The 14,145-nt window shown below is 71.9% G+C and carries 17 protein-coding genes; 5 read left to right on the top strand and 12 right to left on the bottom strand.

The features are described from left to right. Positions 1-201 precede the first annotated feature (201 nt). Positions 202-2,298, top strand: a complete 2,097-nt coding sequence (locus tag ACSMX9_RS13280; protein WP_445402530.1) for a PhoX family protein — start codon at positions 202-204, stop codon at positions 2,296-2,298. A 67-nt stretch (positions 2,299-2,365) separates the two neighbouring features. Here the strand turns inward: ACSMX9_RS13280 and ACSMX9_RS13275 are convergent, their stop codons facing one another. Beyond that, on the bottom strand, positions 2,366-3,508 hold the full coding sequence (locus ACSMX9_RS13275) for a LysR family transcriptional regulator (protein ID WP_445402529.1): 1,143 nt from the start codon (positions 3,506-3,508) through the stop codon (positions 2,366-2,368). Between the two features lie 344 nt (positions 3,509-3,852). Here ACSMX9_RS13275 and snpA point away from each other — a divergent pair, with 344 nt between their 5' ends. Continuing rightward, positions 3,853-4,557, top strand: a complete 705-nt coding sequence (gene snpA / locus ACSMX9_RS13270; protein ID WP_445402528.1) for a snapalysin — start codon at positions 3,853-3,855, stop codon at positions 4,555-4,557. 227 nt (positions 4,558-4,784) lie between these two features. On the opposite strand, the gene ACSMX9_RS13265 is transcribed toward snpA, so the two are convergent. Continuing rightward, the gene (locus tag ACSMX9_RS13265; protein ID WP_445402527.1) at positions 4,785-6,224 is read right to left on the bottom strand and encodes a WGR domain-containing protein; all 1,440 of its coding nucleotides are present in this window, start codon (positions 6,222-6,224) and stop codon (positions 4,785-4,787) included. Positions 6,225-6,281: 57 nt separating this feature from the next. Further along, the gene (locus ACSMX9_RS13260; protein ID WP_445402526.1) at positions 6,282-7,001 is read right to left on the bottom strand and encodes a TetR/AcrR family transcriptional regulator; all 720 of its coding nucleotides are present in this window, start codon (positions 6,999-7,001) and stop codon (positions 6,282-6,284) included. Positions 7,002-7,117: 116 nt separating this feature from the next. Between ACSMX9_RS13260 and ACSMX9_RS13255 the strand changes: the two genes are divergently transcribed. Beyond that, on the top strand, positions 7,118-7,765 hold the full coding sequence (locus ACSMX9_RS13255) for a CatB-related O-acetyltransferase (RefSeq protein ID WP_445402525.1): 648 nt from the start codon (positions 7,118-7,120) through the stop codon (positions 7,763-7,765). A gap of 89 nt (positions 7,766-7,854) precedes the next feature. Here ACSMX9_RS13255 and ACSMX9_RS13250 read toward each other — a convergent pair whose 3' ends face one another. From ACSMX9_RS13250 to ACSMX9_RS13225, 6 genes are all read right to left on the bottom strand, one after another. Further along, complete coding sequence (locus ACSMX9_RS13250) at positions 7,855-8,667, bottom strand: phosphotransferase family protein (protein ID WP_445402524.1); 813 nt, start codon at positions 8,665-8,667, stop codon at positions 7,855-7,857. 3 nt (positions 8,668-8,670) lie between these two features. Beyond that, a complete protein-coding gene (locus tag ACSMX9_RS13245) occupies positions 8,671-8,985 on the bottom strand; it encodes an SPASM domain-containing protein (protein ID WP_445402981.1) in 315 nt (104 codons plus the stop codon). 166 nt (positions 8,986-9,151) lie between these two features. After that, a complete protein-coding gene (locus ACSMX9_RS13240; RefSeq protein ID WP_445402523.1) occupies positions 9,152-9,538 on the bottom strand; it encodes a radical SAM protein in 387 nt (128 codons plus the stop codon). 38 nt (positions 9,539-9,576) lie between these two features. After that, on the bottom strand, positions 9,577-10,062 hold the full coding sequence (locus tag ACSMX9_RS13235; RefSeq protein ID WP_445402522.1) for an ATP-binding protein: 486 nt from the start codon (positions 10,060-10,062) through the stop codon (positions 9,577-9,579). A gap of 59 nt (positions 10,063-10,121) precedes the next feature. Continuing rightward, on the bottom strand, positions 10,122-10,340 hold the full coding sequence (locus ACSMX9_RS13230; protein ID WP_445402521.1) for a hypothetical protein: 219 nt from the start codon (positions 10,338-10,340) through the stop codon (positions 10,122-10,124). Then, positions 10,337-10,636 carry a DUF7848 domain-containing protein gene (locus tag ACSMX9_RS13225; RefSeq protein ID WP_351239040.1) on the bottom strand — a complete coding sequence of 100 codons (300 nt, stop codon included), beginning with the start codon at positions 10,634-10,636 and terminating at the stop codon, positions 10,337-10,339. The genes ACSMX9_RS13230 and ACSMX9_RS13225 overlap by 4 nt, the downstream gene beginning before the upstream one ends. A 131-nt stretch (positions 10,637-10,767) precedes the next feature. Between ACSMX9_RS13225 and ACSMX9_RS13220 the strand changes: the two genes are divergently transcribed. Then, entirely contained in the window at positions 10,768-11,586 is an 819-nt protein-coding gene (locus ACSMX9_RS13220) for a Scr1 family TA system antitoxin-like transcriptional regulator (protein WP_445402520.1), read from the top strand. Continuing rightward, complete coding sequence (locus ACSMX9_RS13215; RefSeq protein WP_445402519.1) at positions 11,583-11,786, top strand: DUF397 domain-containing protein; 204 nt, start codon at positions 11,583-11,585, stop codon at positions 11,784-11,786. The genes ACSMX9_RS13220 and ACSMX9_RS13215 overlap by 4 nt, the downstream gene beginning before the upstream one ends. 67 nt (positions 11,787-11,853) lie before the next feature. Here the strand turns inward: ACSMX9_RS13215 and ACSMX9_RS13210 are convergent, their stop codons facing one another. From ACSMX9_RS13210 to ACSMX9_RS13200, 3 genes are all read right to left on the bottom strand, one after another. After that, the gene (locus ACSMX9_RS13210) at positions 11,854-12,669 is read right to left on the bottom strand and encodes a MerR family transcriptional regulator (protein WP_445402518.1); all 816 of its coding nucleotides are present in this window, start codon (positions 12,667-12,669) and stop codon (positions 11,854-11,856) included. Between the two features lie 71 nt (positions 12,670-12,740). Further along, positions 12,741-13,064 carry a hypothetical protein gene (locus tag ACSMX9_RS13205; RefSeq protein WP_445402517.1) on the bottom strand — a complete coding sequence of 108 codons (324 nt, stop codon included), beginning with the start codon at positions 13,062-13,064 and terminating at the stop codon, positions 12,741-12,743. A 14-nt stretch (positions 13,065-13,078) separates the two neighbouring features. Further along, entirely contained in the window at positions 13,079-14,092 is a 1,014-nt protein-coding gene (locus ACSMX9_RS13200) for a helix-turn-helix domain-containing protein (protein WP_445402516.1), read from the bottom strand. Between the last annotated feature and the right edge of the window lie 53 nt (positions 14,093-14,145).

The raw sequence follows: 14,145 nt of genomic DNA, 5'->3' as shown, positions 1-14,145 counted from the left end.
CTGGCCAGGACGGCTACGTAAGGTTAGCCAAACGCCCGCACGATCACGGGCCGACCCACCCCGACGGCCCAACGCCGCCCCTCGGCCTCCCCGGCAGGTTCACCCCTCGTTCACGTTTCGGTCCACCCCCCGGCGGGGGAACCGCCTAGGTTCACGCCGTACGCACACCGATCCGGAGACACCCGAGAAGGGGAGCGAGACGTGCGCAGAATGCTGCCGTTGATCACCACTCACCCGGGCGGCCGATCCGCCCTGACCTGCCGCTTCCGCTGCGGCGACGCCTGTTTCGGAGAGGTGCCGAACACCAGCGGGAACGCGTACGCGGGCGATGTCATCGCCGCGGCCGTGAGCCGCCGGGCCCTGATGCGGACCACGGCCGTGGTGACCGTCGCCGCGGCGGCCGGCGGCGCCCTGCTCGGCCCGGGGGCGCCCGCGGCGCAGGCCGCCGGCGCACCGCCGGCCGGGGCACCCGGGCGGCGCCCCCCGCGCGACCGGGCCGCCCGCGGCCTGCGGTTCGCGCCGGTGGCGCCCAACCTCGACGACCGGGTCACCGTCCCCGAGGGGTACGCGCAGAACGTGGTGATCCGCTGGGGCGAGCCGATCCTGCGGGGCGCGCCGGCCTTCGACCCGGAGCGCCAGACCGCCGCCGCCCAGGCCGGCCAGTTCGGCTACAACAACGACTTCCTCAGCCTGCTGCCGCTGCCCCGGGAACGGGACCGCCAGCTGTTGGTGGCCAACCACGAGTACACCGACGAGGTGCTGATGTTCCGGGGCTACGACCCGGAGCGGCCGACCCGTGAGCAGGTGGAGATCGCCTGGGCGGCGCACGGGCTCTCGGTCGTGGTGGTGGAGGGGCAGCGGCGCACGGGGCGGTTGGGCGCGGTGCCCCGTCATCCGTTGAACCGCCGGCTCACCATGACCAGCGCGTTCCGGCTGGCCGGCCCGGTCGCGGGCGACCCGCTGGTGCGCACGCACGCCGACCCGCGGGGCACCACCGTCCTGGGCACCCTCAACAACTGTGCGGGCGGCGAGACCCCGTGGGGGACGACCCTGCACGGCGAGGAGAACGTCAACCAGTACTTCGGCAACGCGGACCGGGTCACCGATCCGGTGGCCGCGGCCCGGTTGAAGCGGTACGGGTTCAAGAGCGGTGCCTCGGAGCGCAAGTGGGAACGGTTCGACGACCGCTTCGACCTGGCGAAGGAGCCCAACGAGGCGAACCGCTTCGGTTGGGTGGTGGAACTGGACCCGTACGACCCGGACTCCACGCCCCGCAAGCGCACCGCGCTCGGCCGGTTCAAGCACGAGGCCGCGCAGCCCCGGCTGACCCGGGACGGCCGGCCCGTCGTCTACATGGGGGACGACGAGCAGTTCGACTACTTCTACAAGTTCGTCTCGGCCAAGCGCCGCATGCGCGGTGAGAGCCGCACCGCGCACGCGCACAACCTGACGCTGCTGGACGAGGGCACCCTGTACGTGGCCAGGCTGACGGGCGACTCGCCGGCGGCGGAGGTCGACGGCAGCGGCACGCTCCCCGCGGACGGCCGGTTCGACGGCGGCGGCGAGTGGATTCCGCTGGCCACCGCGGGCCCGGGCGGGCGGGCCGTCTCGCACGTGCCGGGGATGAGCGCCGCGGAGGTGTACGTCTTCACCCGGCAGGCCGCGGACCGGGTGGGCGCCACCAAGATGGACCGGCCCGAGGACGTGGAGCCGTCCCCGCACACCGGCAAGGTGTACGTGGCGCTCACCAAGAACTCCGACCGGGGCAAGCCCGGCAAGCCGGGCGCGGACGAGGCCAACCCCCGCAACGGCAACAAGCACGGGCAGGTGCTGGAGCTGACCGAGCACGGCAACCGGCCGGAGGCCACCCGCTTCGGGTGGAACCTGTTCCTGGTGGCGGGCGACCCGGCGGACCCGGCGACGTACTTCGCGGGCTTCCCGAAGGACCGGGTCTCGCCGATCTCCTGCCCGGACAACCTCGCCTTCGACCCGCACGGCAACCTGTGGATCTCCACCGACGGGAACGCGCTCGGCTCGCAGGACGGCTTGTTCGGCGTGGCGACGGACGGGGAGCGGCGCGGCGAGTTGAAGCAGTTCCTCACCGTGCCGAACGGCGCGGAGACCTGCGGCCCGGTCATCCAGGAGCGGCGGGTGCTGGTGGCCGTGCAGCACCCGGGCGAGGTGGACGGGGCGAGCGTGGAGCGTCCGGCCAGCACCTGGCCGGACGGTCCCGGCCGGATCGTACGGCCCGCGGTGGTCGCGGTGTGGCGTGCGGACGGCGGTGCCGTGGGCAGCTGAGCCCGGCGCCCGCCCCGGTGGCCCGCCCGGTCGGACCGAGGACGGGTGATCGGGGCCCCCGCTGCGGTCACCGGACCCCGTCGGGCTCCGGTGAGCGCAGCGGGGTCCGGCTGCCGGCGGGGGAGGGCACGCGGTCCAGTGCGGTGCCCGGGTTCCGCTGCGGGGTCGGCACCTGTCCGTGTCCGGGTACCCGGGGCGTCCGTCCGGGGAGGGCGCCGGCGGGCACCGGCCGGGGGGCGTACGGCGGCGGGTCGGCGGGCAGTGCGGTGCGCGGGGGCGGCGCCGGTCGGTCGGCCAACCAGCGGGCGTAGGCCGGGGATTCCGCGGCGGCCTCCCAGTAGGCGGCGGCCAGGTCGTCGAAGACGGCGTCCACCTCGGGTCGGCTGCGGGCCACCAGGAGCAGCCGCACCCCGATCGGGTCGCCGCGCAGCGGCCGTACCGCGGTGTCCGGGCGGGGGCTGGTGGTGGGTTGGGAGACCGTCACCACCTCGCCGGTGGCCACCAGGGTGTACGCGGTGAGGTAGTCCCCGTGCAGGACACGGGGGTTGAGGTCGGCTTCGCGGAGCACCCGGCACACCGCGTCCCACTCGCCGTCGACGGTGGCGTCCACCATCCAGCGGTCGTCGGCGAGGGCGTCGAGCGGTACGGTGCGGTGGGCCGCCGCCGGGTGGTCGGCGGCGAGCGCCACGAACTGCGGTTCGCGTTCCACCAGGATGCGGCTGTGCAGTTCGGCGGGGAACCGCAGGGGGCTGCCCTCCACCTCGTGCACGAACGCCACGTCGAGTTGGCCGTCGGCGACCATGCCCAGCAGGGCGTTGGGGGACACGTCCATCTGGAGGGTCGGTTCGGTGCCGGGGTGGCGCAGCCGCAGCCTGCGCAGCCAACCGGGCAGGGCGCGGCTCGCGGTGGAACCGATCAGGAGTTGGGTTCCGTCACAGGTGCGGGCGGCGGCGGCCCGGGTGTCGTTGACCAGGGCCCGCATCTCGGCGACCAGGGGTCGGGCGCGGCCCAGCAGGAACCGGCCCAGGGGAGTGGGCCGGCAACCGGACCGCTCCCGGGTGAACAGCCGTCCGCCCACGGCCTGTTCGATACGACGTAGTTGGGTGCTGAGGGTGGGTTGTGCGACTCCCAGCGCCCGGGCGGCCTTGTGCAGGCTGCCCGTGTCGGCGATGGCGCACAGTGCACGGAGGTGCCTCACTTCGAGGTCCATGACAGGTGAGCGTAGGCCCGCTCAGGTCACCGCACCAGAGCGTTCTCGTCACACTGCGGTCCGGACGTGCCGTTTCCCCGCCCACCCCCATCGGACGGACGCCGGTTGCGGGGGGTGGTAGCCCGGGGCTATCGCCACTTGCCATCATCCCGCGCTTCCGTTCCTCCCCGAAACTCCTTAGCAGTCGAACCGGTTCGCCACCCTCCAGCCCGTTCGGGACCCCACTCCCCAAGGGGTTCCGGACGTCACCCGGTCGCACCCGACGGAGACAGACCGACGTCAACTGATCTCCGTCCGGTGGATCGAGACAGATCGAACCCATGACGAACGAGGAGTGCACCATCATGAAGCCCCCCACGCGCCTCCTGTCCGCCGCACTGGGCCTCGGCGTCGCCGCCGTGACCGCGGTCGCGGCCACCGTCCCCGCCTCGGCCGCCCCGGCCGGGGCCGCGGAGTCCCGTGCCAACCTGTCCACCGCCGAGTCGATCGCCCGCTACGAGGGCTCCGGCGAGGACAAGGCCGCCACGAAGGAGTTCTTCGAGGCGGTCCTGAAGTCGGCCGCCGAGAAGCAGGCCGCCAAGCCGGGCGCCGCCGCGGTCACCGTCCGCTACAACGCGACCCGCGCCCCGTCCTTCCGCGGACAGATAGCCAGCAGCACGGCCATCTGGAACAGCTCCGTGACCAACGTCAAGCTCCAGGAGACCACCGGCGCCGCCGACTTCACCTACCGCGAGGGCAACGACGCCCGCGGCTCCTACGCCTCGACCGACATGCACGGCCGCGGCTACATCTTCCTGGACTACCGCCAGAACCAGCAGTTCGACGCGACCCGCGTCACCACCCACGAGACCGGCCACGTGCTCGGGCTGTACGACAACTACCGCGGCCCGTGCAGCGAGTTGATGTCCGGCGGCGGCCCCGGCCCGTCCTGCCGCAACGCCTACCCGAACGCGGCCGAGCGGGCCCGCGTCAACCAGCTGTGGGTCAACGGCTTCGCCAAGGCCCTGAAGCAGGCGAACATCACCCCGGACGGCGTCAAGAACCGCTGACCGGGTCGGACGGTCGCGACCCTCCGCCGTCCGCCTCCGTTCCTGCTCCTCCTCGGTGAACCGCGCCCGCCCGGCCCGTCCGGGAGATCCCCGTACCGGCCGGGCGGGCCGGTTCCCCGAGATCGGCACACACCCCACGTGCACGTGTGCCGCCCCCCACAGGGGTGCGGGCCGTCCCCTCGCTCACCGGGGACGGCCCGCACCGTCGCGTACCCGCCCGCCCCCGCTCACAGCAGGCGCCGGATCTCCCCCCGGACCCGGTAGAAGCCGCCCGCGGAGGGGTGCAGCGAGTCGACCACGTACCGGGCGCCAGCCTCCCGCATGCCCCGCGGGAACTGGACGTTCCAGCCGGACTCGTAGCCCTCCGACACCACCTGCACCCGCAGCCGGCTGCCCTGCTGCACGCACTCGACGACGATCCCGCCGGCCGGCGCCGCCGTCACCGTGGCCAGTGCCGTCACCGACTGGACCGGGGTGTAGGTGGGCAGCGCGGCGGCCGACTTGACGTCCCTGGCCACCGGCACGGTGCCCTGCTGGGCGGCGGTGACGGCCACGTCCGAGACGTCCACGCACACCAGCGACCCGTCCGTGGTCACCATGTACAGCCGCCCGTCGAGGTACTGCATGGAGAGTGCGGAGCCGCTGCCCGTCCCCAGCTTCCACAACCGGTTGCCGGCGGCGTCGAAGCAGTACACGGAGGACGCGCAGTCACCGGCGAAGACGTAGGCGCCGCCGGGCGCGGTGGCGCAGGAGTACACCGAGGCGTCGCAGCGGTAGGTGGCCAGCAGCGCCCCGTTCGCCTTGGACAGCTTCTGCACCAGGTTGTGCGAGGTCCCCGCGTACACCGCGTCGTCCTCCTGCCAGCCGAACAGCACCCCGCCCTTGGTCGCGGTGTGCCAGGACTCGCCCGTTCCGTCCGGCGCGTAGGCGGTCACGCCCTTCTGGTGGCCGTGGTAGACGGCGCCGGCGTCGGTGCGCACCATCCACGCCTGACCGCCGGCCGACTTGCGGGACCACTGGTGCTCGTCCTCGTGGTCGATGACGGTGAGCCCGCCGTTCGCGTCCGAGACCTGGAGCACGCCCTCGTGGATGTCCAACCAGTAGATGTCGACGTCCGGGGCGACGGCGTAGGCGCCGAAGGGCACCTTGGAGGACAGGTCGTACACGGTGCCGTCGTCACAGCCCGCGTAGATCCAGAAGTCGTCGGCGACCAGGCACTTCACCCCGTCCGGCAGCCCGTAGCGGGCGAGCACCTCACCGCCGTGGCTGAGCGTGTAGACGTCGCCCGCCTGGTTGCCGACCCAGCAGCGGTCCTCCGCGATGTGGATGCCGAAGGCGGCCGACCCGGTGCGGAACCGCCACAGCACCGGGGCCGTGGACCGGGCCGTCGACGGGGCCGAGGACACCTGCCGGCGGGTCACCGGCCGTGCGGCCCGCGCCCCCTGCACGGCGGGGGCGTAGCCCTTGCGGACCTTCTCCCCGACCTTCTTCGCCGCGGCGGCCCGCGCCTTCTCCTCGGTGGCGAAGGAAGAGACGGTCGTCTGCCCGTCCGCCCCGATCCGCCCGTACCGCACCGACACCACCGTGCCGTCGACGGTCACCTCGTAGAACTTGTGGGCGCCCCCGCCCTCCTGTGACAGCTCCAAGTACGTCGTCGAACGCGCCATGACAGACCCCTCCCCGGGACGGAACGGTTCCTCTCGGTCGGCCCGTTCGCACTGTTCTCACTGGGGAGGACAGTAGGCGGGGGGACTGACAGCGGGCTCGCCCGGCGCACCACCGGCAGGGGGCCGTCCGTCCGCCGGCGGGGGACCGTCCCGGGTGAAGGCCCCGGCCGAGGCGGCGAGGACGGCGGTGCGGGCCGCCCGGCCGGGCAACCGCGGGTCGGGTGCGGTGTGCAGCAGCACCAGGTGGTGGTAGAGCGGGGCGGTGGCGGCGACGAGCAGTTGCCGAGCATCGGTGGCGGGCGCCAACTCACCGCGTGAAAGGGCTCGTTGGATGATCGCCTCGCAACGTGCGTACCGGTCCTCCCAGAGGCGTTGTTGAGCCCGCGCCGCCCGCTCTGAACGGAACGAGGCGGCGATCAGCGCCGTCATGACCGGGGGCTGCGAGGTGAGGCCCGTCTGGATCTCCTCGTTCAGCGCCGTCAGGTCGCCCACCAGGGAACCGGTGTCCGGCGGTTGCCAGCCGTCGTCGGCCGCGGCGTCGAGGAAGTCGGCCAGCAGGCCGCCGACGTCGCCCCAGCGCCGGTACACCGTCGTGCGGTGCACGCCGGCGCGTGCGGCGACGCCGTCCGTGGTGAGCCCGTCGTAGCCGCGCTCGCCGAGTTCGGCGAGGAGCGCGTCGAGGACCTGTCGGCGGACGCGGGCGCTGCGGCCACCCGGCCGGCGGTGGGGCGTCGGGGACGGGGGGACGTCGTCCGCCCCGGGGTCTGCGGGAGCCATCGCCGGAATGCCTTTGCTCGGGGTGCCATCGTCGTGCCAGGATCTTAAAGCATCGACTGTTGCGATAGCTGCCTCTTCGTGGACCCGTGGACCCGTCAGCCCACCGGAAAGGGACGATGACCGTGACGCCCCCCGCTCCCGCCGATCCCACCGTGCTCCACCCGATGCCCGGCCAACCCCGGGTGGTGCTGCTGAAACCGCTGGTCACCTCCCCGCTGATCGAGGTCGGGGACTTCTCGTACTACGACGACCCGGACGACCCGACCGCCTTCGAGACCCGCAACGTGCTGTACCACTACGGGCCGGAGAAACTGGTCATCGGGAAGTTCTGCGCGCTGGGCGAGGGCGTGCGGTTCCTGATGAACGGCGCCAACCACCGCATGGACGGCCCCTCCACGTTCCCCTTCCCGATCATGGGCGGCTCCTGGTCGGAGCATATGGACCTCATCACCGGACTCCCCGGGCGCGGTGACACGGTGGTGGGCCACGACGTGTGGCTCGGCTACCGCTCCACCGTGATGCCCGGCGTCCGCATCGGCCACGGCGCGATCGTCGCCGCCGGCTCGGTCGTCGTCCACGACGTCCCCGACTACGGCGTGGTCGGCGGCAACCCCGCCCGCCTCCTCCGCCACCGCCACGACGAGGCCGACGTCGAGCGGCTGCTCGCCCTGGCCTGGTGGGACTGGCCCCTTTCCCACCTCACCGAACACCTCCGCACGATCATGTCCGGCAGCATCGACGCGTTGGCGGCCGTGGCGCCCTGAGGGGGGTGACCGGGCGGCCGGCCAGCCGGGCGGAGGTGCCGCCCACCTGTCGTCCGCCATCAGCCTCCGGCCGCGACCGGGGCCGTGGCTCAGCCGATTCCGTCCGCCGGGAGACCTCTGTGCCGTGCCCAGATACGGGCGGTGTCGTGCATGGTCCGCACCCAGTCGGCTCCCGGGCGCCGGACGAGGAGGGCGGCCCACATGCGGACGGTCGCCAGCGCGAAGGCGTCAACGGCCTCGGGGGCCGCCGTCCGCCACCCGGCGCACCGCTCCGCCCACTGCTCGGAGGTGTCCGGGTCATGGCCCGCGGCCATCAACTGCACGACGAGACAGGCCGGGTCGATGAACCCGGCCCCGAAGGTCGGCCAGGCCCAGTCCACGAGCCAACCGTCCCCGCCTGAGATGAGGACGTTGCTCGGGTTCACGTCACCGTGGACGAGCGTCGATCCCCGGAAGAGCGCGGCATGCGCGGGGGACGCGGCGAACCTGTCCCATCGCTCCTCCCGCCACGAAGAGGCGAATTCGGGAAGCGGCACGTGTCCGATGCGGTCGACGAGACGCGTGACCGTGTCGAGGTCAGAGGAGCCCGGTGCGAAGTCGGAGGTGCGTCCGGGCACAACCGTGAACCCGAGGGCGATCCAGCTCTCGTCCTCCGTGGCCCAGGCGAGGGCCGGAGCCAGGGGAAGGACGGCGGGGTTGATCGACTTCTCCCTGATGAGCGATTCCCTGCGACCGCCGGGCCGATTGCGTACGGCCTTCACGAAGAAGGGGCCCTTCGCACAGTGCACCACCGCCGTGAAGTCCGCCCCGAACCCCCGTACCGTGGGCTCGGCGGCGTCGAGTTCTCCGGTGTGGGCTCGGATGAGATTCCAGAACTCTCCACCGGGCAGTTCGCGTTCCATGGATCAATTCCTCGGCGTGCAGTCGGACAGAGGGAACCCTGGCGTGCATTCCTCATTTGGCTCGCAACCCGGGTCGCAGCTTCCTCCCCCGTGCGTGTCGTGGATGATAGCCACCGCCTCCATCATCCTGGGGCCGGTGAGGATTTCTGTCAGCGCTGCGGCACGGACGTCCCCCACACTCATCCAGTTGGAGAAGACACAGGGGGATACGCGTCCGTCCGGCCCGATGGCGGCGCGCCCGTCTCCGCAGTGACCACAGAGTCCGCTTGCACTCGGCAGTCCGGCGCCGGCGCGGCCGAACGGCCGGATGTGGTCCACGCTGACACGGGTGACTCCGAGGGAACGCACGTCGCGCTCCGCTGCCGTGGCTGTGGCCGCGTCTTCGCTCACGATGCCCACTCGGATGGGGATTTGGTGCTGGACCGCCCGTGCGATGTTGGCCCGAGTCCTGCCATGACTCTGGCGAGCCGTCACCGTGTTGTGTTCATCGGCGTCTGCCGAGTAGATAGGACGTGGCGAGGCCGACACCGTCGCGCTTCAGCAGTTCCCACCAGGAGCTCGTCACGTGCACGAGGTTGCTGTAGACCTCTACCTGAAGGCCAGACCCCAGCGCATGGGATGCGATGTCTTGTGCGTCTGGATGCATCATCGGTTCACCACCGATGAGTTGAATCCGCGTGACGCCGCTTTCGACGGCCTGGTCGATGACGCACAGCCAGTCCTCGCGAGACATGTTGCCACTCTTCCCTTGCGGCCCAGAGGCGTTGTAGCAATGTGCACATTCGAGTTGGCACTTGCGCGTGAGGTCGAGCCAGAGGAAGTCCGTGGTATGTGTAACGCGGCATGACGAAGATTCTTCTGGTGCGGTCATCTTCACTCCTTCGGGTCTTCCGGGAAATTCGTGCCGGCCTACCCCAAGGGCAGCAGGCACCAGGTCGCGGTGCGGTCCGGGCTCACGCCCCAGGCGTCGGCGTAGGCGCTGACGAGGTGCAGTCCGCGTCCGCTCTCGGCCAGCGGGTCGGCGGCCGGGTCGGGCGAGGGTCCCGCCGGACCGCTGCCGCCCACCTCGATGCCCAGGTGGCGGCCGGTCCGCCAGACCCGTACGCGCACGGTGGGCCCGTGTCCGTGACGGAAGCCGTTGGTGACGAGTTCGGTCAGCAACAGACCGAAGTCGTCCCGGCTGTCGTCCCGCACCCGCCACTCGTCCAGGCAGGCGTTCCCCGCCCGGCGCAGCAGGGCGGGCCACACCCGGTCCACGTCCGCCGAGGGTCGGGCGGCACGGGACAACGCGACCACGAACCCCGGCTCGGCCCGCGGGTCGCTCGGGGCGGCTCCGGTGAGCGGATTGCCCGGGAGGGCGGACGGAGACGGGCAGGGTGTCGGCTTGACGGACACGTGGAACCTCCGGAGGGTGCGGTGAAAGGGAGGGGGCGGGAGGAGGGCGGCGCGGGCGGTCAGCGCGGGGTGAGGGCGGCGCGGTCCGCCTCGCCGATGGCCCGTTCGGCGAGGGCGGCGAGCTGGTCCAGACAGGCGGCGCAGGCGAACATCGGCGCCTCCCCGAGCGGTACGCGGACGGGCCCGATCCACTGGACGGGCAGCCCCTCGCGACCGCAGTACAGCCAGCACCTGTCCCGCACCCAGCCCGGGCCCGCGGCCGGGACGGCCGCCGTCACGGTCGCGCCCGGGTGACCCGCGCGGGGCCCGGGGCGACCACCGGCGCGGGCGCCGGAACGTGCTCGGTCGGCTGCCAGAACTGGTAGTCCGACCGGGTCCGCCGGTACCGGTTGTGGCGGGTTCCGGAGGTGTGCCGGATCATCCACGCCGTCACCTCTTCGGGTGAGTGTCGCGGCCCCGACTCGGCGCCGCACTCCACCTCCTCGCCCCATACGCACCGCGCCTCGTACTCCTCCTCCGCGCCCAGGTCAGCGTGGAGTTCGTACGTCACGTGCTTGATCACCGAACGGGTCATCGAACGGCCCCGGCCCTTCCGTCGCGCTGTTTGTTCTTTCACCGTGTGTACCGCAAGCGTCGCGCTCCGCGCCTACGCTGAACAGGGTCGATGGAATAACAACGGGCGATTTATCAAGGGGCGTTGAGGGCATGACAGTTGAGAAGGTCGAACCCGACCCCACGACTTCACTCCTCGCATTCTTCGGAGCGGAAGTGTTGCGGTTGCGCACCGAACGGGGCATGAGTCAGGCCACGCTCGCCGCCAAGGCGCTGGCCACCCAGGCCATGATCAGTTACGTCGAGCGCGCCAAGCGCGTCCCGTCCCGTGAGTTGGCCGAGGGGCTCGACCACGCCCTCCGGACGGGCGGCCACTTCGTCCGGCTCTACCCGCTGGTGATCCGGTACGCGTACCCGAGTTGGTTCCTGCCGTACCTTGAGTTCGAACGTGAGGCTGTTAGCCTCCGTAGCTTCCAGAGCCAGGTTGTGCCTGGACTTCTTCAGACCGAGGGCTACGCACGGGCCGTACTGAACGCCTTCCGGCCCGACAACCTGGAAGACCTTGTTGCAGCACGAATGTCGCGACAGACGGTATTCGAGAGGGCTGATCCGCCCCAGGCATGGTTCGTCGTGGATGAGTACGCGCTGATTCGGCATATCGGGGGCCGAGATGTCATGCGGGCTCAGTTGGAGCGGCTTCTGAACGTCGGCGAGTCGCCGCGGACCGTCATCCAGGTGATCCCCAAGGAGAAGCCAGAACATCCGGGTCTCGCCGGGCCGTTCACCGTCTTCGGGTTTGACGAAGGGGCGGACGTGCTCTTCGTCGATGGCTTCTCTCAAGGTCGTGCTGCCACAGACCCCGCAGAGGTGACTGTTGCCGCCCGTGCCTATGATCTGCTCCGAGCTGTAGCTCTTCCGCCCGACGAGTCTGCCGACCTGATCGGTAGGCACCTGAAAGGACTGAGCGCATGATCAGTGCGAGTGGGCTTCACGTGGTGTGGCGGGCGTCGACGTACAGCAGCCCCAACGCCGGAGACTGTGTTGAGGTCGGCGAGGGCCTGCCCGGCGTCGTCCCCGTGCGGGACAGCAAGGTCCCGGCCGGCGCGGCCCTGGTGTTCGGCACGAAGGGCTGGACCCGGTTCCTCGCGTTCGCCGTGGTGGAGCGGGGCTGAGGTCCCGCCCCGGGAACGCACGTGGTGAGCCCCCGACCGGCCTGGTGCGCCGGGCGGGGGCTTTTCGTCACTCCCCGGCCAGCAGGGGTTCCTGGAGTTCGGTGACCCACTCGTCGCGGTTCTCGGGGCATTCGAGGGTCACCTCCCGGGGGTAGCCCGCCGAGCGGTGGCCGTGGGCCTCGATCCAGCGGCCCAGGGTCTGGATGGCGGGCAGGACGGCGTTGGGGGCGCCGCGGTGCACGATGGTCGCGGCGCGCTCGACGGGCGGCAGGTCCAGGACGCGCAGGCCGTCGTCCTCCCCGAGGGGCGCGGCGACGGTGATCGCGGCGTGGATGAGGACGCCGCCGTCCGGGGTGTCCTCGTAGGTGGTGATCCCGGGGCCGGTCAGGGGGATGCCGGCCGCTTCGAGGCGGCGGCAGAGTTCCTCGTACAGCGGCTGGATGACCGCGTCGACGGAGTCGAAGTCAGCGGCGACCCCGGTCAGTTCGGCCACGCGCACGCGCGGCAGGCTCTTCACGACGACGTCGTTGCTGGGCATGTGGCCCTCGCTCTCGATGGAGTGGAGCCTCGCCTCGACCTGCACCAGTCGGGCCGCGGTGGCCGCCATGGTCGCCTCCAGTTCGGCGCGCCGCAGCCGGAGCATGGCGCGGAGTTCCTCGGTGGTGACCTCCTCGTCCAGGATCTCCCGGACCTGGTGGAGGGTGAAGCCGAGGTCCTTGAGCGCGATGACGCGGTTGAGGCGGGCCAGTTGGGCGGCGGTGTAGTGGCGGTAGCCGGTGGCGGGGTCGACGTGGGCCGGGCGCAGCAGTCCGGTGGCGTCGTAGTGGCGCAGCATCCGGACCGACACGCGGCCGTGCCGGGCGAAGTCTCCGATGGTGAACATGATGTCTCCGAGTCGAGCGCCTCACACGGTGTGAGGGTCAAGCGTCGATCGTGCGGGGGCTGCCGGGGCCCTCAGGTCCTGCGGTCGGTCACCGTCCAGCCGGCGCCCAGGTCGGTGCGGAGCGCGTGCAGGGCCGCGTCGGACTCCTGCTGGAAGGACCGCCACCGGTCCGTGGTCCAGGGGGAGGGGCCGCCGGGGTCGTCCCAGTCCAGTGAGGACTGGTACCGGTCGGCGAGGTGCGTCAACGCGTGGGCGGTGGCCTCGGTGACGGGCAGGACCGCCGGGTCGCAGGGGTAGCCGTGGGGGCTGTCGAGGTCGGCGCGGCCGTCGGCGCCGTCGGGCCACAGGGGCGTGTCGACGCCGTAGGAGAAGAAGAAGCGCAGCTGGTGGGACATGTCGCAGTCTTTCATCAGCTGCGGTCGGGGGGCGGGGTGGGGCGCTGCTGGAGCCGGCGGTACTCGCCCGGGGGCATGCCGTAGGCGGCGCGGAAGGAGCGGCTGAAGTCGGTGGCCGTCATGCACCAACGTGCCGCGATGGCGTGGACGGGTCGGCCGGCCCGGTGCGGGTCGGCGAGTTCGGCGCGGGCGCGTTCCAGGCGTTGGCGTCGGATGAGTGCGGCGACGGTGACGCCCTCCTGGCGGAAGAGGCGGTGCAGGTAGCTGGTGGAGATGTGGTGCGCGGCGGCGATCAGGGGCGGGGAGAGGGCGGGGTCGTCCAGGTGCTGTTGGATGAAGGCCCTGATCCGCAGGACGGTGGTGTTCCGTCGGGTGTGCGCGGGGAGCGCCCGGTTCTCCTCCAGGGCGTGGGCCAGGGCGGCGGCCGTCAGGTCGGTGAGCACCGCCCCGAGCCTGGGTCCGTCCGTGAGCCGGTACTCGGTGTGGGTGCGCACGAGTTGGCGCAGGAAGTGCGCCAGGAGGGCGCCGGTGCCGTGGTCGTCCGGTATGGGCAGTCCGATGGCGCGGTCGGCGATGCGGCGGGGCAGGGGGAGGCTCGTCTTCGGTACCTCGACGCCGATCATCAGGATGCGGCGGCCCGGCTCCGTGGCGGTGCGGATCTCGACCGGGCGGGAGGAGTCGTTGGTGTGGAGGGTGCCGGGGCCCGCCCGCAGGGTCCGGTGGCGCCAGTCGGCCACTCCGCCGCCGCGCAGGGTCAGGGTCAGGTGGTAGCTCTCCGGGTCGGACTGCCGGATGAGCCGGTCCGTGCGGAGGAAGGTGACCGGCGGGAAGGCGGCGGGCCACACCATCGACTCGCCGAGGACGATGGCGCGTTGGCGTACCAGGAAGTCGTCGGCGTGGTCGCTGCGCAGGTCCATGGGCGCGTGGGTGTGGTCCAGCAACTCCGCCCAGTGGCCGAAGCGTTCGGGCGCGGGGAGGTGCGCGTTGCTGTACGGACGGGTCGGCAGGGGTGGCGGTGTCCGGGACATGGGCGGGTCCTCTCCGGTCCGGCGGGACGACGGCGGTCGCGGTGGACCCTCCG

The organism is Streptomyces sp. LE64 (assembly GCF_052606915.1).
The sequence above is the reverse complement of the archived record's forward strand: the minus strand, read 5'-3'. Positions and strand labels throughout refer to the sequence as shown.